Here is a 17,716-nt window from a genome sequence, read left to right as displayed (position 1 = left end):
AGGTTAATGCTTTCTGGCTGATCTGCAAATAATTCAGGCAAGAATCTGCGACATGTTAGCGCGCCGTGACAGAAACCGACTGTTCGTTCAGCGTTGCCGTCCCGAAAGCGGTTAAAAAAGCGACGTCAGCCGCATCGCGTCCCACGCCGACCACGATCATGCGGTCCGGCGTCGTCATGCCGGTCGGGTCGATCAGGTGCCAGCCGCCGTTCAGGTAAACCTCGGCCACGGCATGGAAATCCGGCGGTGTCACGTCGGGGCTGTAGACGCTGGCGATACGGGCCGGAATGGCGCTGGACCGGCAGAAGGCGATCAGCAGATGCGCATAGTCGCGACAGACGCCGCGTTTCGCGGCAAAGGTGTCTTCGGCGGTGGTGTCGCCGTCGCTGCTGTCGTTGTCATAGGTCAGGTTGTCCGTGATCCACTGGGACATCGCCAGCACCTTGGCCCCGCCCGTCAGGTGGCCAAAGGTGTCGGCCAGAAAATCCGCAAAGGCGTCGGCGGTGCAATAGCGCGAGGCCATCAGATATTTGATCGTCGGCGCGTTCAACTGATACAGCGGCGTTTCCCGCAGCGTATCCAGGCGCGCCACGAAGCGGTTGACGCTGATCTGCGCCGAATAGGTCAGGATCAGGTCGCCGTTGGTTTCCAGCCAGATGCGGTTGCCGATGCCTTCTTCGGCGGGCATGTCGCGGAACGATTTATATGCCGCGATTTCCGTGTTTTCCCACGTCACGGTCTGGCTGGCGTCGGTCATGGCGCGGATCTGCAGCAGCAGGGCGCAGGGCTGCGGTACGCCATAGTTCAAACGCACAGTGATCTGGCTGTCCAAGTCATTCTTCCTGTCTGGAGGTGTCGCTGACGACCCCGGCAAGGGGCGCTGTCCTGCGTCCTATGTCATACCAGTTCCAACCCGCCAAGACCCGCGATGCGCGCAACGATGGGGTCCAGCCCCTGATCGTGACGTAAGGCCGTGAAACACACGGTCCCGTCGCCGCGCATCCGCGCCGCATCGCGCGCCATGACCTCCAGCGACGCGCCGACATGCGGTGCAAGGTCTGTCTTGTTGATGACCAGAATGTCCGACCGGGTGATCGCCGGGCCGCCCTTGCGGGGAATTTCCTCTCCTGCCGCAACGTCGATGACGTAGATCGTCAGGTCGGCCAATTCGGGGCTGAAGGTGGCGGACAGGTTGTCGCCGCCGCTTTCGATCAGGATCAGGTCAAGGTCCGGGTGGCGCCGGCGCATTTCGGCCACGGCGGCGAGGTTGATGCTCGCATCCTCGCGAATCGCCGTGTGCGGGCAGCCGCCGGTTTCGACCCCGATGATGCGGTCCTGCGGCAGGATCTGCATCCGCATCAGCGCCTCGGCATCTTCCTGCGTGTAGATGTCATTGGTGATGACGCCCAGCGACACCTGATCGCGCAGCCGCTGCGCCAGCTTGGCGGTCAGTGTCGTCTTGCCTGCGCCGACGGGTCCGCCGATGCCGATGCGCAGGGGGCCGTGGGGGGATGTCATGACCGGAATATCCTTGGTTGCAGGGTTTCGTGCCGCATCGCCGCGATCTCTGCCATGAAGGCGCTGCTGCCGAGGTCATCCAGAGTTTGCGTCAGCGCGGTCGCCGCCATCGACTGGCACAGCGGCGTGATCTCGGCCAGCACCCGCTGGGCCTGCGTCTGGCCCAGCGGCATGGCCCGCTGCGCGGCAGAGACCAGTCCGGCAGCGAAAGCATGCAGATAGGCTTGCAGCGCAGGCTCCAGCGGGATGTCCTGCCCGCGCGCCGCAGCCCCGACCGCGACGGGCAATGACAGTGGCGGCAGGTCGGTGCCCCAGACGGCGTTGACCGTGCTGCAAAAGGACTCGCCCTGCGCCGTGGTTTCCAGCAGCCGCTCGCGCGACGGCGCCAGCGCGCGGGCCAGCGTATCGATCTGGGTGGGGTCGTCACTGCGATAGCCTTCGGCCAGCAGAATCGCGTCGTTGCGACCGGTGCCGTCGGTCAGAACCGCCCGCAGCCAGTCGCGCAGATCGTCCGCCGAGGTGATGCCCCCGTCCGCCACCGCCTGTTCCAGCCCGTGGGAATAGCCGAAGGTGCCCAGCGGAAAGCCGGGCGAGAGCCATTGCATCAGGGTCAGCAGCCCGTCAGTGCGCATGGGGCAGCGTGCGGCCGTGACCGTAAGCCCCGCCTTCGGGCACGAAGGGGGCGTCAACCTCGGTCACCTCGGCCCCCAAGTGATCCTTCAGCATGTGGCCGATCACCGGATCGCGCAGGATCAGCAGATGATCGCCCGCGAACTGGCAGGGCATGTGGCGGTTGCCGATATGCCAGGCAAGCCGGGCCATGTCGCCGCTGACGCGAAAGAGTGGCTCCTTCGCCGCCGTCACGCGCACAAAACGCCCGTCGTCCAGCACCAGCAGGTCGCCATCGTTCAGCGAGGTCGTATGTTCCAGATCGACAAGAAAAGAGGTGCCGCCATCGCTGGTCAGCACCTTGCGCCGCATCAGCCGCGCGTCATAAGTCAGCGCGCAAGTGTCGGACACCTGCGCGCTGTGGTCGTGGGTGACGTGATGTGCGACGGGCTGCGTCATGCGCAGACCCCGTCACTTACACGTAGAACAGGTCGCGAAAGACGTGGTGCACGATCCGGTCGCGCCGGATGCCCATCTTGGCCAGTTCCGCGTCGGTCTTTGCTTCGAGGGCCTGAATCTGCCCCATCCGCGACCGACGTTCCATGTAGGCATTCATGCCCTGACCGATGGATGCGAAGAAGGCATCGACCTTTTCGCGGATTGCGGCGTTGCGCGGTGCGCTGAGTGTTTGCGTAGCCATTGGAAACCTTATCTGCGGCCAGTGCCGCTGTGGTGAAAATCAGGTCTCCTCCCTTGCCATCCAATATAAGGTCAGCACTGCTGACTACAAATGCGTATCGTGCAACCCTGCTACCCATCGTCAGAACAGGAAATAGCGCTGGGCCATCGGCAGAACCTCTGCCGGTTGGCAGGTCAGCAACTCGCCGTCGGCACGGACTTCGTATGTTTCCGGGTCCACGTCGATCTGCGGCAGGGCGTCGTTCAGGATCAGGTCGCGCTTGCCGATGTTGCGCGTGTTCTTCACCGCGACCGTCTGCTTGGACAGGCCAAGGCTGTCGCGGATGCCCGCATCCTGCGCCGCCGCACTGACGAAACTGACGCTGCCGTGCCGCAACGACCCGCCATAGGCGCCGAACATCGGCCGAGAGTAGACCGGCTGCGGCGTGGGAATACTGGCATTCGGATCGCCCATCTGCGCCACGACGATGGTGCCGCCCAACAGCACCATTTCCGGCTTCACGCCAAAGAACGCCGGATTCCACAACACCAGATCGGCGCGCTTTCCCTCGGCCACGGACCCCAGCTCGTGGCTGATGCCATGGGCGATCGCCGGGTTGATCGTGTATTTCGCGATATAGCGGCGGACGCGAAAGTTGTCGTTGTCGCCCGTCTCTTCGGCCAGACGCCCGCGCTGCTTCTTCATCTTGTCGGCGGTCTGCCAAGTGCGGATCAGCACCTCGCCTACGCGCCCCATCGCCTGAGAGTCGCTGGCGATGATCGAAAACGCGCCCATGTCGTGCAGGATATCCTCTGCCGCGATGGTCTCGCGCCGGATACGGGATTCGGCAAAGGCCACGTCCTCGGGGATCGACTTGTCGAGGTGGTGACAGACCATCAGCATGTCGAGGTGTTCCTCGATCGTGTTGACGGTAAAGGGCCGCGTCGGGTTGGTCGATGACGGCAGGACGAATTCCTCGCCGCAGATCTTGATGATGTCGGGGGCATGACCGCCACCCGCGCCCTCGGTGTGAAAGGCGTGGATCGTGCGGCCCTTCATGGCCTTCACAGTATGTTCGACAAAGCCGGATTCGTTCAGCGTGTCCGTGTGGATCATCACCTGCACGTCCATGTCGTCGGCCACCGACAGGCAGCAGTCGATGGCCGCAGGCGTCGTGCCCCAATCCTCGTGCAGCTTCAGCGAACAGGCCCCGGCCTTCACCATCTCGACCAGCGCATCGGGCTGGCTGGCATTGCCCTTGCCCGCAAGGCCGATGTTCATCGGAATCCCGTCGAAGGCCTGCAGCATCCGTCCAATATGCCAGGCCCCCGGCGTGCAGGTGGTGGCCAAGGTCCCATGCGCAGGCCCGGTGCCGCCGCCAAAGCAGGTGGTGACGCCGGAATGCAGCGAATCCTCCATCTGCTGCGGCGCGATGAAGTGGATGTGGCTATCGAATCCGCCGGCGGTCAGGATGCGCCCTTCGCCCGCGATAATCTCGGTCCCGGGCCCGATGATGATGTCCACGCCGGACTGCGTGTCCGGATTGCCCGCCTTGCCGATCTTGTGGATGCGCCCGTCCTTCAGCGCCACGTCCGCCTTCCAGATGCCCGCATGATCCACGATCAGCGCATTGGTGATGACCGTGTCCACCGCCCCGCCCGCCCGCGTGACCTGAGACTGCCCCATCCCGTCGCGGATCACCTTGCCGCCGCCGAACTTCACCTCTTCGCCATAGGTGGTCAGGTCGCGTTCGACCTCGATGATCAGGTCGGTGTCGGCCAGACGCACCCGGTCGCCGGTCGTCGGGCCAAAGGTGGCGGCATAGTTCGCGCGGGATATCAGGGCTGGCATGGGCTCACTTCATCTTTGTGGGGCCGCGCTTGCCCAGTCGTTTGACATTGGCGCGGGTTTTCTGGCGCAGCGGCTTTACGGCAGCGTTGACGATCTCGTCGGCACGCTTGCCCGTCATCGCCGCCAGCGTGGCATTCTGCATGGACTTGGTGATCGCTTCGGTCTTTTCGGACATCATGCGGTCGTTTTCGGTGTTGGTGACGGACCACAGCCCACCCCACCCCATCACGCGCATGGCGATGACGCTTTGCGCCTCGGCCAGCATCATGCCCAGTTCCATATTGGTCTTGAAAAGTTCGAGCGGGGTCGCATTCCGGGCCATGTCACAATTCTCCCATGACGGCTGCATTGAACCCATAGATATGCCGCCGCCCGCCGATTGCGATCAGGTTGACCTCGCGCCGCTGCCCGGGTTCGAACCGCACAGCAGAGCCGGGGGCCACGTCCAGCCGCATGCCCCGTGCCGCATCGCGGTCGAAATCCAGCGCGGGGTTCGTCTCGGCAAAGTGATAATGGCTGCCCACCTGCACAGGCCTGTCGCCGGTATTGGCGACCATCAAAGTCACGACCGCAGACCCTGCGTTCAGTTCGATTTCGCCGTCTGCCGTGAACACTTCGCCGGGGATCATTGCACGACATCCTTCATTCATCTGACCAAATAAACTCAAAACTCAACGGATCGGCTGGTGGACCGTCACCAGCTTGGTGCCATCCGGAAAGGTCGCCTCCACCTGCACATCCGGCAGCATTTCGGCGATGCCTTCCATGCATTGATCGCGCGTGATGACGTGCGCGCCCGCCTCCATCATGTCGGCCACGCTGCGGCCATCGCGCGCGCCTTCGACGACAAAATCGGTGATCAAGGCGATCGCCTCGGGATAGTTCAGTTTCACGCCGCGCGACAGGCGCTTGCGGGCGACTTCTGCGGCCATGGCGATCAGCAGCTTGTCTTTTTCACGGGGGGTCAATTGCATCTTACAGGGTCCAGGTCGGGGGCAGGGGGCCGCGCAGGGTGGTCAGGATCGGGATCAGCACCCGGCGCATGTCGAAACTGTCGGGCATCGCGAGGCGCGCAAACAGCACGCCGTCGCGGATCAGGCTGACGCCGCCAGTCGCGGGCATCAGGGCGCGCAGCGCGGCAAGGTGGCTTTCGGCCTCCGGCGCCACACAGGTCACGCTGGCGATGCACCCGGCGTCGCCGCCGCACCACGCCGCGGCCATCCGGTCCGACACGGCGCCGTCCAGCGCCACCGCGTCGGCAAAGACCAGATCGCCACCGCGCGTGATGCGCACATCGTCCTTCAGATGCCCCGCGGCGATCCGCTCACCCATCAGCGCGCGGCCCAGCACGAGCGTCTCGACCCCCAGGAACCGGGCCTCTGCCGCCATGTCGACATGCAGCCTGCGGTGCAGGCGGCAGCGGTCGAAAAGGATCGTTTCCTGCGGCAACCAGTCTAGGCGCCCGCCCGGCGCAATCGTCACATCCGTCGTCATGCGGGCGGTCTGGCCCGGCTGCGCCTTGTAGATCCGCTCTGCCGTCTGGGTCGTCAGGGTCAGGTGACTGTCCGCCGCGACCTCTGCCGTCAGGGTGAAGCGGTCGCCGCCGGTGACGCCGCCGGCGGTGTTCAGGGTCACCGCCAGCAGATCGCGTCCGGCGTGGCGCGGGAACAACGCCTTTGATGCCCCCGACTGCCGCAGCGCATCCAGCCGGTTGCCGTCCCGCACACCGATCCGCAACCCGCCCTGCGCGCGCGGTGTCAGGCGGTGCGGATCGTCGACGGGATGGTGCAATGAGAGGTTCATCCCCGGACCTTGCACAAACTTGGCGGACCGAGGCAACAGCGTCCCGGCGCGTGGTCCCATATTCCCGCGATTCCGCCTAAAAAAAGGGCGTCTGTCGCGGCGCGCCCGCTACTGCGCGATCAGCGCGTCGGGGATCTCGATCCCGATTTCGCGATAGTAGCGCGCGGCGCCGGGGTGCAGCGGCAGCGGCAGTCCGGCCAGGGCCTTGTCCACCGCCAGCGCCTGCGTCGCGGGGTGGATCGCCTGCAGAAACGGCAGGTTTTCAAAGATCGCGCGGGTGATGCGATAGACGTTGTCCTCTGACACATCGGCATTCACCGCCAGAAAATTGGGCTGTGCGATGGTGCTCAGTTCCTTACCCTGACCGGCATAGGTGTCGGCGGGGATCGTATAGGCGGACCACAGCCCGCGCCCCGCGTCCGCAGTCTTCGCCTCGTCTGCGGTAAAGCTCAGCAGCCTATAGGCCTCGCGTTCCGAGGCGAAAAGTTCGGCCAGCGCGCCAACGGGGTCGCCGCCGGGCAGGCTGATCGCCTTCACCTCGCCCGCTTCCAATGCGGCAACGGCGGCGCCGTAGTCGGCGTCGCTCAGGCCGGCGTCAGTCTTCACCCCCAGCCCGTCCAGCAATGCCTGGGTCGACCCGCGTGTGCCGGACTCGGGTGCGCCAAGGGCCATCGGCTGACCGGCCAGCGCCAGCAGGTCGGCCATCGTGCCAGTCTTTGCATCCGCGGTCGCCACGACGAAATGTTCGACGTTGGGCCACAGGATCGCCACGGACCGCAACGCGGTTTGCGGACCCGCCTCTTGCATCGTGCCGCTCCCTGTCGCTGCATCCTGACCGTACAGCGCCTGCAGGATGGCGAACTGCGCCTGACCGTCGTGCAGCAGGCGGATATTCTCGCCTGACCCGGCGGTGGTCAGCGCCGACATGCCGATGCCGTCGTCGGGCTGCAGCTTGACCTTGATCAGCGTCGCAAGCGCCACGCCGACCGGATAATACGTGCCGCCCGTGGACCCGGTGGCCAGGACATACTCTGCCGGCTCTGCACTGACGGGGGTCAGGAGTCCCTGCGCCAGCCATAGGGCGGCGACCATCGTTGTCTTGAAAAACCTCATCCTGTCCTCTCGTCCGGCAACCTAAACCTGTGTATCGCCGCAAACTATGGCAGAGGCCTTTCGCCCCGCCTATGGCAAATTTCCGCGACCCCGGGCGCCGTGCGGCCTTTTGCCCCTTTCGCTGCGGCCCGTGTATCCATAGGTCGGCCCGACTGATTGCATTGCTTACCGGAGAACCCCATGTCGTCCCTGACCCGCCTGATGATCGCCCTGTCCGTCGGCCTGCTGCCCGGCTTTGCCATGGGCCACGACTACAAGGTGGGCGACCTGCATATCGAACATCCCTTTGCCCGTGCGACGGCGGCGTCGGCCATGGCCGGGGCCGGCTATGTCTCGATCATGAACTCTGGCACCGAAGACGATGCCCTGATCGGGATCGAGGCCGATTATCCCCGCGTGATGATGCATGACAGCGTGATGACCGACGGCGTCGCCAGCATGACGGCGATGGACCGCGTGGTCGTGCCCGCCGGGGGGACCGCCACGTTTGCGCCCGGTGGTCTGCACATCATGTTCATGGGTCTGAACGGCGATCCGCTGGAGGCCGGTGAAAAAGTGCCCGCCACCCTGATCTTCGAGCGGGCGGGACGCGTCGACGTGGTCTTCGACGTCGAGGCCGCCGATGACGCGATGGATCACGGCACCATGACCCACACGATGCCCGCCACCAACTGACCCGTCAGTCGTTGGTGTCGCGGTCGATCAGTCCGAACTTGCGCAGCTTGACGTAAAGCGACTGGCGCGACAGGCCCAGCATCTCGGCGGCGGCAACGCGGTTGTTCATCGTCAGCGCGATCGCCGTCTCGATGCACATCTTCTCGACGACGTTCGTCGTCTCGGACACGATGTCCTTCAGCGTCGAGCTGCCGACCAGTTCCTTGACCGATCCCAGACCATCGTCGCGCGGCTCGCCGCGCGGGCCATCGACGGCCCCGACTTCGCGGATGACGAAGGCAAAGACCGGCGCCTGACCGGCCTGAAACCGTGTCACCGCGATTTCGATGTCGCGGGGGCTACCGTAATCGCCGGCAATCTTGGTGGCGTAAGCCCGCAGGCGTCCGGTCTGGGATGCGTTCTCTGTCATCACCTTGAAATCGACGGACCCACGCTGCAGCATGTCCGGCAGCGGCTGCCCCCGCACACTGACGTCATGGGCCGCACCGATCAGGTTCAGGAAGCTGTCGTTCGCCGACAGGATATCGCCGTCAGCGCCCGCAAAGACGATGCTGTCCGGCCCCTGACCGTACATGCCGCGCAGGTTCTGATCCAGACTGTCGCCCGACAGTTCCGCGGTTTCGCTGGTCTCGATATGGCACAGCATGATCCGCTCGCCAGCCGCGCGAAAGATCGTGGGGCGCAGCAGGATCGTCCGCTCTCGCCCCTTCAGGGCCACGGCAACCGGCGTCGGCGTGCCGGACAGGGCCTGCGTCGTCAGCCGGTCGATCAGGTTCGCCCCTTGGCGCGTGTCGAACAGGTTCAGCATCGGCTGGCCCAGAATCGTGTCGCGTGGCCGGGCAAACAGATCGGCCGCGGCGGGGTTCGCCTCGGTGATCAGGCCGGTCTGCATGGTCATCATCAGGACGCCGCCGGGCGCATTGTCCAGCAAGACCCGGAACCGCATTTCGTAATCGCGATGGGCCTCGTAGTCGCGTTCCAGCGCCATCTGCGCCGAAACCAGCTGCTGCTGCATCTCGGCGACGGGCCGCAGGTCGCGGCCCAGCAGCAGGATTGCGCCCGCCGTTCCGATCCGGTGAAAGCTGTAGCGAACCGGCAGCTCTTGTCGCCCGGCGGTGCCCGTATGGTTCACCTCGACCGGCCTGACGTCACCTTCACCGGTGACAAAGGCCGCAAGGCGTTTCTTGAACTTGCCGCGACTTTCAGAGTTGAGGGAATCAGCGATATCCGTGTCATCCAGCGCCTCGAACCGGCCACGGTCGCTGAAGGCGGGATTGACAAGCACCGACAGGATCTGACCCTCTTCCGAGATGACAAGGCCCACGTCGGCCACGGCGGTCAGGATATGCCCCAGAATATCGGGGCCGATCAGCGGGATATCGCCGCTTTTCCAGTATTTCGTACCGCGCGGCGTCATCGCGGATCGTCCCGAAGACGCATGGCGGGTAACATTCACATCATCATTTCTGCGGTCGTCGCCTGTGACGCCGTTTTGGTCAGTCCGCATAGGATTAGCGCCTCTTCGAGATCCGATGTCGCGTGATCGGCGCCGGTTATCCTGCATACTGCGGAACACTCGGAAATACCTGGTCCGCCGACAACAATGCGGACACCGGGTTGCGTCTTGCGTGCTTCTGTCACGATCGGACGCAGATTGACAAGCTTTTCGGTATGGTCGCAGGACACGAAGACCGCATCCGCCGGCGCACGCCGCAAATATGTGCGCACCGCGCCGGGTCCTGCATCCAGCAGCAGCCCGACGGAATAGCCGCGCCGGCGCAACTGCGCCACGACAAGGCTGGGACCAAGGGTGTGCTGTGCCTGCGCCGCCGACACGACCAGAAGGGTGGCGGCATTGCCATGACCTGCGGCATCGGCCCGCAAGCTGCGCCCCAGGGTGCGCAACAGACCCTGCAGACGTGCCGTGGCGATCGAGACATCGACAAACCCAAGGACGTCGTCGCACCAGTTCTCTCCAAGGCGGCGCGCCGCCTGCACGATGCAGATGTCCGTCAGATCGGCATCGGCGAACCCGGCTGCCTGGGCCCGTGCGATGACGGCGGTGCATGCGGTGGAATCAGGCGACAGCGCAGCGGATCGCAGCGCAATGGCGACGTCATCGCAGGTGCGCAGCGTCGGGATTGCATCCTCCGGCACGTAATAGGTCAGGTCGTGCGCCATCAACTGACTCATGTGCCGATGTCCTTCTTCCGAAAAAAGACGCTGCGTGGAAATTTGGCCTTACACACATAGTCGAAAATGGCGCCGTAAATGTCAAAGAAAATTGACACTTGATGTGGGGTCTCGGCGGATATTTCATTCAACCCCCTGAATTTGATCGTATTATCTTAATTTTAGATACGGCCATGTCTGTGCGCTTCTCTGGCTAAATGTGTAACGTCTAGTTGACACATGGGCAGAATCGCTTCTAATCTGACGTTACGAAGTGTCAGGGGGCGAACCATGTCAGCAACGATGCAGCAGACCGCAGGGGCCCCGCAGGCCGTGCGTCCGCTCTATACGCCGCAGGAACGCGCCCGCCGCGACGCCACCCGCTGGACGCTGGTGCAAGGGATCCTCGCACCCGTCCAGTTCCTGGTGTTCCTCGTGTCTCTGGCCCTCGTGCTGCGCTACCTCGCCACCGGCGACGGCTACGCGGCGGCGAACGCCTCGGTCATCGTCAAGACGGTCTGCCTCGCCCTGATCATGGTCACCGGCGCCATCTGGGAAAAGGTGGTCTTCGGCCAATATCTCTTTGCGCCCTCCTTCTTCTGGGAGGATGTGTTCAGCTTTGCGGTCATCGCCCTGCACACCGCCTATGTCTGGGGCCTTGTCACCGGATCCATGGGACCCGAAACACTGATGCTGACGGCGCTCGCCGCCTACGTCACCTACGTCATCAACGCGGGCCAGTTCGTGCTGAAGCTGCGCCGCGCCCGTCTGGATGCAGGGGTGACGGCATGAACGATCTCGCCCCGATCAATGGCGGCTGCCGTACCGCACCGGTCCTCAAGCAGCGCGGCCAGCGCGAAGTCTTCTGCGGCCTCACCGGCATCATCTGGCTGCACCGCAAGATGCAGGACGCCTTCTTCCTCGTCGTGGGTAGCCGCACCTGCGCCCACCTGCTGCAATCCGCCGCCGGCGTGATGATCTTCGCCGAACCCCGCTTCGGCACCGCGATCCTGGAAGAGCAGGATCTGGCCGGCATGAAGGACGCGCACACCGAACTCGACCGCGAGGTCGCCCGCCTGCTGGCCCGCCGTCCGGATATCCGGCAATTGTTCCTCGTCGGGTCCTGCCCGTCAGAGGTCATCAAGATCGACCTCGCCCGCGCCGCCGAACGGCTCAGCCAGGTCCACGCGCCGCACGTCCGGGTGCTGAACTACTCCGGCTCGGGGATCGAGACGACATTCACCGAAGGCGAAGACGCCTGCCTCGCGTCCATGGTCCCGGTCCTGAAGGACACGACCGCCCGCGAGCTGCTGCTGGTCGGCGCACTGCCCGATGTGGTCGAGGATCAGATGCTGTCCCTGCTGGGCCAGATGGGGATCGACAACATCCGCCTGCTGCCCGCCCGCCGCATCGACGACACGACCGCCGTCGGCCCGAACACGGTGTTCGCCCTGACGCAGCCCTTCCTTGGCGAAACCCACGCCGCATTGGAACGCCGCGGCGCGCGCCACATCGCGGCCCCGTTCCCCTTTGGCGAAGAAGGCACGACCCTCTGGCTGCAGGCCGTCGCCACCGAATTTGGTGTCAGCGCTGAAACCTTCGCCGCCGTCACCGACGCCCCCCGCGCCCGCGCCCGCAAGGCGATCGCGCAGGCCTCCGAGCATCTGAACGGCAAATCGGTCTTCTTCTTCCCGGACAGCCAGCTTGAAATTCCGCTGGCCCGCTTCCTGACCCGCGAATGCGGCATGACCGCGATCGAGGTGGGCAGCCCCTACATCCACGACGCCCTGCACGGCCCCGACCTCGACCTGCTGCCCGCCGGGCCGCAGATCAGCGAAGGCCAGGACGTCGACCTGCAACTCGACCGCGTCCGCGCCGCCCGCCCCGACCTCACGGTCTGCGGCCTCGGCCTCGCCAACCCGCTGGAGGCCGAGGGCCTGACCACGAAATGGGCCATCGAGCTCGTCTTCACCCCGGTTCATTTCTACGAACAGGCCGGCGACCTTGCTGGTCTCTTCAGCCGCCCCGTCCGCCGGAAATCCCTGCTGCGACTGGAGGCGGCCGAATGACGTCCCTCCTCGCTTTTTCCGAAATACTCCGGGGTTTGGGGCAGCGCCCCAAGGTGTTCGCATGAAACTGACTGTCTGGACATACGAAGGCCCGCCCCACGTCGGTGCCATGCGCGTCGCCACCGCGATGAAAGGCCTGCACTACGTGCTGCACGCGCCGCAGGGCGACACCTACGCCGACCTGCTGTTCACGATGATCGAACGGCGCAACCATCGCCCGCCCGTCACCTACACCACCTTTCAGGCCCGCGACCTTGGCGCTGACACGGCGACCCTCTTTAAGACCGCCTGCCAGGACGCCGTGGACCGCTTCGATCCGCAGGCGATCATCGTCGGCGCCTCCTGCACCGCCGAACTGATCCAGGACGATCCCGCCGGTCTGGCGGAAACGATGGGCCTGTTGATCCCCGTCATCGCGCTGGAACTGCCCAGCTATTCCCGCAAGGAAAACTTCGGCGCGGACGAGACGTTCTACCAGATCGTGGGTGCGCTGGCGCAGCCGCAGGACCGCACCGCGCGGATCACCTGCAACATCCTCGGACCGACGGCGCTCGGCTTTCGCAACCGCGACGACGTGGAAGAAATCACCGGCCTGCTGTCCGACCTCGGCATCGACGTGAACGTCGTGGCGCCGCTGAACGCGACGCCCGCCGACATCGCACTGCTGCCCGCCGCCCATTTCAACGTGCTGCTTTACCCCGAAACCGGGGAGGCCGCCGCCCGCTGGCTGGAAAAGACCCACGGCCAGCCGTTCACCAAGGTCGTGCCGATCGGCGTCCGCGCCACCCGCGAATTCATCGCAGAGGTCGCCAGGATCACCGACCTGCCCTGCAAGGCCGACGAATCCCGCCTGCGCCTGCCGTGGTGGACGTCATCCGTCGACAGCACCTACCTGACCGGCAAACGCGTCTTCCTCTTCGGCGACGGCACCCACGTCTGCGCGATGGCCCGCATGGCCCGCGACGAGATGGGGTTCGAGGTCGTGGGCCTTGGCTGCTACAACCGCGAGCAGGCCCGTCCCGTGCGTGCGATGGCCAAGGAACTGGGGCTGGAGGCGCTGATCACCGACGATTACCTCGACGTGGAGGCCGCCATCGCGGCCGCTTCGCCCGAGATGATCATGGGCACCCAGATGGAGCGGCACATCGGCAAGCGGCTGGGCATCCCCTGCGCCGTGATCTCGGCCCCCGTCCACGTGCAGGATTACCCCGCCCGCTATTCGCCGGTCATGGGGTTCGAAGGTGCCAACGTGATCTTCGACACGCTGATCCATCCGCTGGTCATGGGGCTGGAAGAGCACCTGCTGACCATGTTCCGCGAGGATTTCGAGTTCAACGATGCGGCGGGGCCGAGCCATCATGGCGGGGCCGCGCCGGTTGTAATCGCGGGAGCCTCCGGCGGGAGTATTTCTGAAAAAGCGAGGACGGAGGCCGCACCCGAGCAGGCAACCGATGGCAACGTCATCTGGCTGTCGGATGCAGAGCGCGAATTGAAGAAGATCCCGTTCTTCGTGCGGGGCAAGGCGCGGCGGAATACCGAAGCCTTTGCCGTCCAGAAGGGCATCAACCAGATCAGCCTTGATACGCTGTATGAGGCAAAGGCACATTATGCGCGATAGCAGCACCCATGACGCTTTCCGGTTCGTGATCGTCACGCTGGACAGCCATACGGCAGGCCCGGCGGCGCGGGTGCGCGACCGATTGGTCGCCGATTTTCCGGGGCTGGAAATCAGCATCCATGCCGCCGCCGAATGGGGCGAGAACCCGGCGGCACTGGCCGATGCGCAGGCTGCCGTCGCGCAGGGCGACATCATCGTCACCAACCTGCTGTTCCTTGAAGAACACACCGCCGCGATCCTGCCGTCGCTGATCGCGCGCCGCGCCGATTGCGCCGCGATGATCAACGTCATCGCCGACAGCGAGATCGTCAAGCTGACCAAGATGGGCGATCTGGACATGCAGCGCCCCGCCACCGGCATGATGGCGCTGATGAAGAAGCTGAAGCCGCAGGCGAAGGCCAGCACATCCGGCCAGTCCCAGATGAAGACGCTGCGCCGCCTGCCCAAGATCCTGCGGCTGATCCCCGGCAAGGCGCAGGATCTGCGCAACTGGTTCCTGTCCATGCAATACTGGCTGGGCGGGTCTGACGAGAACATCGAGCAGATGATCCGGATGCTGGTCGGCCGCTATAGCCGGGGGCGTGGCTGGGAGGCCGTGAAGGCCCTGCCGCCGATCGATTATCCCGACTGTGGCGTCTATCACCCAGACCTGCCCGGCACCCACATCAGTGAGGATGCGGCCGATCTGCCGCGTCCCGCCGCACCCGTGGCCACCATCGGCATCCTGATGCTGCGGTCCTACATCCTGTCCTCGGACACCGCCCATTACGACGCCGTCGTGCGGGCCTTCGAGGCGCGCGGCATGGCGGTCGTGCCCGCCTTTGCCGGCGGTCTGGATGCGACGCCCGCGATCCAGCGTTATTTTCAGGGCCGTGTCGATGCGATGGTGTCGCTGACCGGCTTCAGCCTCGTCGGCGGTCCGGCCTATAACGACAGCCCCGCCGCGATTGCACTGCTGGGCGCACTCGACGTGCCCTACATCGCCGCACAGCCGCTGGAATTCCAGACACTGGCGCAATGGGGCGCCAGTGCGCAGGGTCTGGGTCCGGTGGAGACCACGATGCTGGTCGCCCTGCCTGAAATCGACGGCGCGACGGCACCCACCGTCTTTGCGGGTCGTCACGGGGCCGAGACCTGCACCGGCTGTCCGCTGGCCTGCACCGGTGCGCCCGGCGACAAGTCCATGGCGCCTTGCCCGGAACGGATCGACGCGCTGGCGGACAAGACCCTGCGGCTGGCCACCCTGCGAGGCAAGCGCAACGCGGACAAGACCGTGGGCATCGTGCTCTTCGGTTTTCCGCCCAACGCCGGCGCCGTCGGCACCGCCGCCTACCTCAGCGTGTTCGAGAGCCTGTTCAACACCCTGACCCGCATGAAGGCCGACGGTTACGACGTGGACATGCCGGCCAATGTCGACGACCTGCGCAAGATGGTCCTGAAGGGCAATGCCGCGCAGTTCGGGCAGGAGGCGAATGTCGCCGCCCACTTGAGCGCCGACGACATCGTCCGGAGCACGCCCTGGTTGCGCGAGATCGAATCCGTCTGGGGGCCGGCCCCCGGCAAGGTTCAGTCCGACGGGCGCGGGGTCTTCATCTTGGGTGTGCAGTTCGGCAAGGTCTTTGTCGGCGTGCAGCCGACCTTCGGCTACGAAGGCGACCCGATGCGCCTGCTGTTCGAGCGCGGCTTTGCGCCGACCCATGCCTTTGCCCAGTTCTATTTGTGGATGCGCAATACCCTGCGCGCCGATGTGGTGCTGCATTTCGGCATGCACGGTGCGCTGGAATTCATGCCGGGCAAGCAGGCGGGCCTTGGCGCGCAGGATTGGCCCGACCGGCTGATCGGGGGCATGCCGAACGTCTACCTTTATGCCGCGAACAACCCGTCCGAGGCGACATTGGCCAAGCGCCGCAGCAATGCGGTCACGATCACCCACCTGACGCCGCCGCTGGCGCAGGCCGGGCTTTACAAGGGTCTGCTGGACCTCAAGGACAGCCTGACGCGCTGGCGCGGCATGGGGTCGAACGATCCCCAGCGCCGCGATCTGGAAGCGATGATCGTGGAGCAGGCGGAAGGCCTGGACCTGAACGCCGCCGACCTGAACCGGCTGTGGCTGACCGTGCTGGAAACCGAAGGGTCGCTGATCCCGGACGGGCTGCACATCGTCGGCCGCGTGATGTCTGACGCAGCCCGGGAAGAGATGACGGCGTTGATGGGCGACACCGATGCGGCCCGCGAGGCGGCGCAACACCTGATGGTGGACCATGAGTTGCCAGCGCTGATGCGGGCGCTGTCCGCACGGTTCATCGCGCCGGTCCCCGGTGGCGACCTGATGCGCAATCCCGGCATCCTGCCGACGGGGCGCAACATCCATGCCTTCGACCCGTTCCGGATGCCGACCGCCTTTGCGATGGCCGATGGGGCAAAACAGGCCGAGGTGCTGCTGCGGACCCATCCCACGATGCCGCGCACCGTGGCGCTGGTGCTGTGGGGGTCCGACAACATCAAGTCCGACGGCGGCCCGATGGCACAGGCGCTGGCGCTGATGGGGGCCAAGCCGCGGTTCGACAACTATGGCCGTCTGGCCGGTGCCGACCTGATCCCACTGGATGTGCTGGGCCGCGCCCGCATCGACGTCGTGATGACGTTGTCTGGCATCTTTCGCGACCTGTTGCCCTTGCAGACGAAACTGCTGGCCGAAGCCGCGCTGAAATGCGCGATGGCCGACGAGCCGGCGCACATGAACTTCATCCGCGCCCATGCGATGGCCCACATGTCCGAGACGGGCTGCGACATCGAAGAAGCGGCGCTGCGGGTGTTCTCGAATGCTGAGGGCGCCTACGGGTCGAACGTGAACCAGTTGATCGACAGCTCTGCCTTCGGTGACGAGGACGAGCTGGCCGACGCCTACGAGAACCGCAAGAGCTTTGCCTACGGTGTGAACGGCAAGGCGACGCAGAACGCGGACCTGCTGCAGAAGACGCTGCGCCACGTCGATCTGGCCTACCAGAACCTCGAATCGGTCGAGCTGGGTGTCACCACGGTCGACCACTACTTTGACACGCTGGGCGGGATCGCGCGGGCGGTAAAACGGGCCAAGGGCGGCGTCGATACGCCGGTCTACATCGGCGACCAGACGCGCGGCGGCAACAAGGTCCGCACGCTGAAGGATCAGGTGGCGCTTGAGACGCGGTCGCGCAGCCTGAACCCCAAGTTCTACGAGGGGTTGCTGAAGCATGGCCACGAAGGCGTGCGCCAGATCGAGGCGCATATCACCAACACCATGGGCTGGTCCGCCACCACCGGCGCCGTCGAGCCTTGGGTCTATCAGCGCCTGTCCGAGACCTTCGTGCTGGATGCCACGATGCGCGAACGGTTGGCGGCGCTGAACCCGCAAGCCTCGATGCGGATGGCGAACCGGCTGCTGGAGGCCTCCGACCGGGCCTACTGGACGCCGGATGCCGCGACCTTGGCCGCGCTGCAGGATGCAGCGGACGCGATCGAGGACCGGATGGAAGGGATTGCGGCGGAATGACGATGTCTTGCGCCAATCGCCATCTCGGACCGGGGCTCTGCCCCGGACCCCGAAGTATTTTTGACCAGAAGAAGCTG

18 protein-coding genes are annotated in these 17,716 nt (G+C 65.1%); 5 read left to right on the top strand and 13 right to left on the bottom strand.

Features of this window, described 5'->3' with window-relative positions:
* Positions 1–55 precede the first annotated feature (55 nt).
* The 11 genes from GLR48_RS03705 to GLR48_RS03655 form a co-directional block, all read right to left on the bottom strand.
* Positions 56–832, bottom strand: coding sequence for a transglutaminase-like domain-containing protein (locus GLR48_RS03705; RefSeq protein WP_237058784.1), 777 nt, complete (start codon positions 830–832; stop codon positions 56–58).
* Between the two features lie 65 nt (positions 833–897).
* Complete coding sequence (ureG, locus tag GLR48_RS03700) at positions 898–1,518, bottom strand: urease accessory protein UreG (RefSeq protein ID WP_237058782.1); 621 nt, start codon at positions 1,516–1,518, stop codon at positions 898–900.
* On the bottom strand, positions 1,515–2,150 hold the full coding sequence (locus GLR48_RS03695; protein WP_237058780.1) for an urease accessory protein UreF: 636 nt from the start codon (positions 2,148–2,150) through the stop codon (positions 1,515–1,517). Before GLR48_RS03695 ends, ureG begins: the two co-directional genes overlap by 4 nt.
* Positions 2,140–2,586, bottom strand: coding sequence for an urease accessory protein UreE (locus GLR48_RS03690; protein ID WP_237058778.1), 447 nt, complete (start codon positions 2,584–2,586; stop codon positions 2,140–2,142). The genes GLR48_RS03695 and GLR48_RS03690 overlap by 11 nt, the downstream gene beginning before the upstream one ends.
* 16 nt (positions 2,587–2,602) lie before the next feature.
* Positions 2,603–2,827 (bottom strand): hypothetical protein, encoded by a 225-nt coding sequence (locus GLR48_RS03685; protein WP_237058777.1) that lies wholly within the window; start codon positions 2,825–2,827, stop codon positions 2,603–2,605.
* Positions 2,828–2,947: 120 nt separating this feature from the next.
* The gene (ureC, locus tag GLR48_RS03680; RefSeq protein WP_237058776.1) at positions 2,948–4,657 is read right to left on the bottom strand and encodes an urease subunit alpha; all 1,710 of its coding nucleotides are present in this window, start codon (positions 4,655–4,657) and stop codon (positions 2,948–2,950) included.
* Between the two features lie 4 nt (positions 4,658–4,661).
* Positions 4,662–4,979 (bottom strand): antifreeze protein, encoded by a 318-nt coding sequence (locus tag GLR48_RS03675; protein WP_237058775.1) that lies wholly within the window; start codon positions 4,977–4,979, stop codon positions 4,662–4,664.
* Position 4,980: 1 nt separating this feature from the next.
* Complete coding sequence (locus GLR48_RS03670; protein ID WP_237058774.1) at positions 4,981–5,286, bottom strand: urease subunit beta; 306 nt, start codon at positions 5,284–5,286, stop codon at positions 4,981–4,983.
* 42 nt (positions 5,287–5,328) lie between these two features.
* The gene (locus tag GLR48_RS03665; protein ID WP_237058768.1) at positions 5,329–5,631 is read right to left on the bottom strand and encodes an urease subunit gamma; all 303 of its coding nucleotides are present in this window, start codon (positions 5,629–5,631) and stop codon (positions 5,329–5,331) included.
* A gap of 1 nt (position 5,632) precedes the next feature.
* The gene (locus GLR48_RS03660) at positions 5,633–6,460 is read right to left on the bottom strand and encodes an urease accessory protein UreD (protein ID WP_237058766.1); all 828 of its coding nucleotides are present in this window, start codon (positions 6,458–6,460) and stop codon (positions 5,633–5,635) included.
* Positions 6,461–6,568: 108 nt separating this feature from the next.
* Positions 6,569–7,573, bottom strand: a complete 1,005-nt coding sequence (locus GLR48_RS03655) for a TAXI family TRAP transporter solute-binding subunit (protein ID WP_237058757.1) — start codon at positions 7,571–7,573, stop codon at positions 6,569–6,571.
* A 180-nt stretch (positions 7,574–7,753) separates the two neighbouring features.
* On the opposite strand from GLR48_RS03655, the gene GLR48_RS03650 reads away from it, so the two are divergent.
* On the top strand, positions 7,754–8,248 hold the full coding sequence (locus GLR48_RS03650) for a copper chaperone PCu(A)C (protein ID WP_237058755.1): 495 nt from the start codon (positions 7,754–7,756) through the stop codon (positions 8,246–8,248).
* 4 nt (positions 8,249–8,252) lie between these two features.
* On the opposite strand, the gene ppsR is transcribed toward GLR48_RS03650, so the two are convergent.
* Positions 8,253–9,665, bottom strand: coding sequence for a transcriptional regulator PpsR (ppsR, locus tag GLR48_RS03645; RefSeq protein WP_237058753.1), 1,413 nt, complete (start codon positions 9,663–9,665; stop codon positions 8,253–8,255).
* Between the two features lie 35 nt (positions 9,666–9,700).
* The gene (locus GLR48_RS03640) at positions 9,701–10,441 is read right to left on the bottom strand and encodes a cobalamin B12-binding domain-containing protein (RefSeq protein ID WP_237058751.1); all 741 of its coding nucleotides are present in this window, start codon (positions 10,439–10,441) and stop codon (positions 9,701–9,703) included.
* 270 nt (positions 10,442–10,711) lie between these two features.
* On the opposite strand from GLR48_RS03640, the gene bchF reads away from it, so the two are divergent.
* The 4 genes from bchF to GLR48_RS03620 all read left to right on the top strand — a co-directional run bounded on the left by bchF (position 10,712) and on the right by GLR48_RS03620 (position 17,639).
* A complete protein-coding gene (bchF, locus tag GLR48_RS03635) occupies positions 10,712–11,212 on the top strand; it encodes a 2-vinyl bacteriochlorophyllide hydratase (protein WP_442915745.1) in 501 nt (166 codons plus the stop codon).
* On the top strand, positions 11,209–12,489 hold the full coding sequence (locus GLR48_RS03630) for a ferredoxin:protochlorophyllide reductase (ATP-dependent) subunit N (RefSeq protein ID WP_237058749.1): 1,281 nt from the start codon (positions 11,209–11,211) through the stop codon (positions 12,487–12,489). Before bchF ends, GLR48_RS03630 begins: the two co-directional genes overlap by 4 nt.
* A 61-nt stretch (positions 12,490–12,550) precedes the next feature.
* Entirely contained in the window at positions 12,551–14,107 is a 1,557-nt protein-coding gene (bchB, locus tag GLR48_RS03625; protein ID WP_237058747.1) for a ferredoxin:protochlorophyllide reductase (ATP-dependent) subunit B, read from the top strand.
* Complete coding sequence (locus GLR48_RS03620) at positions 14,097–17,639, top strand: magnesium chelatase subunit H (protein ID WP_237058745.1); 3,543 nt, start codon at positions 14,097–14,099, stop codon at positions 17,637–17,639. The genes bchB and GLR48_RS03620 overlap by 11 nt, the downstream gene beginning before the upstream one ends.
* Positions 17,640–17,716 lie beyond the last annotated feature (77 nt).

Origin of the sequence: Loktanella sp. M215, from assembly GCF_021735925.1 — a bacterium.
In the GTDB taxonomy this organism is placed as follows: Bacteria; Pseudomonadota; Alphaproteobacteria; order Rhodobacterales; family Rhodobacteraceae; genus Loktanella.
This window is presented reverse-complemented; position numbering and strand designations above follow the sequence as displayed.

What these genes read in the sequence shown, in the direction of transcription:
- ureG (WP_237058782.1), bottom strand. Translation starts at nt 1,518, where the DNA reads ATGACATCCCCCCACGGCCCCCTGCGCATCGGCATCGGCGGACCCGTC.
- GLR48_RS03695 (WP_237058780.1), bottom strand. Translation starts at nt 2,150, where the DNA reads ATGCGCACTGACGGGCTGCTGACCCTGATGCAATGGCTCTCGCCCGGC.
- GLR48_RS03690 (WP_237058778.1), bottom strand. Translation starts at nt 2,586, where the DNA reads ATGACGCAGCCCGTCGCACATCACGTCACCCACGACCACAGCGCGCAG.
- GLR48_RS03685 (WP_237058777.1), bottom strand. Translation starts at nt 2,827, where the DNA reads ATGGCTACGCAAACACTCAGCGCACCGCGCAACGCCGCAATCCGCGAA.
- ureC (WP_237058776.1), bottom strand. Translation starts at nt 4,657, where the DNA reads ATGCCAGCCCTGATATCCCGCGCGAACTATGCCGCCACCTTTGGCCCG.
- GLR48_RS03675 (WP_237058775.1), bottom strand. Translation starts at nt 4,979, where the DNA reads ATGGCCCGGAATGCGACCCCGCTCGAACTTTTCAAGACCAATATGGAA.
- GLR48_RS03670 (WP_237058774.1), bottom strand. Translation starts at nt 5,286, where the DNA reads ATGATCCCCGGCGAAGTGTTCACGGCAGACGGCGAAATCGAACTGAAC.
- GLR48_RS03665 (WP_237058768.1), bottom strand. Translation starts at nt 5,631, where the DNA reads ATGCAATTGACCCCCCGTGAAAAAGACAAGCTGCTGATCGCCATGGCC.
- GLR48_RS03660 (WP_237058766.1), bottom strand. Translation starts at nt 6,460, where the DNA reads ATGAACCTCTCATTGCACCATCCCGTCGACGATCCGCACCGCCTGACA.
- GLR48_RS03655 (WP_237058757.1), bottom strand. Translation starts at nt 7,573, where the DNA reads ATGAGGTTTTTCAAGACAACGATGGTCGCCGCCCTATGGCTGGCGCAG.
- GLR48_RS03650 (WP_237058755.1), top strand. Translation starts at nt 7,754, where the DNA reads ATGTCGTCCCTGACCCGCCTGATGATCGCCCTGTCCGTCGGCCTGCTG.
- ppsR (WP_237058753.1), bottom strand. Translation starts at nt 9,665, where the DNA reads ATGACGCCGCGCGGTACGAAATACTGGAAAAGCGGCGATATCCCGCTG.
- GLR48_RS03640 (WP_237058751.1), bottom strand. Translation starts at nt 10,441, where the DNA reads ATGAGTCAGTTGATGGCGCACGACCTGACCTATTACGTGCCGGAGGAT.
- bchF (WP_442915745.1), top strand. Translation starts at nt 10,712, where the DNA reads ATGTCAGCAACGATGCAGCAGACCGCAGGGGCCCCGCAGGCCGTGCGT.
- GLR48_RS03630 (WP_237058749.1), top strand. Translation starts at nt 11,209, where the DNA reads ATGAACGATCTCGCCCCGATCAATGGCGGCTGCCGTACCGCACCGGTC.
- bchB (WP_237058747.1), top strand. Translation starts at nt 12,551, where the DNA reads ATGAAACTGACTGTCTGGACATACGAAGGCCCGCCCCACGTCGGTGCC.
- GLR48_RS03620 (WP_237058745.1), top strand. Translation starts at nt 14,097, where the DNA reads ATGCGCGATAGCAGCACCCATGACGCTTTCCGGTTCGTGATCGTCACG.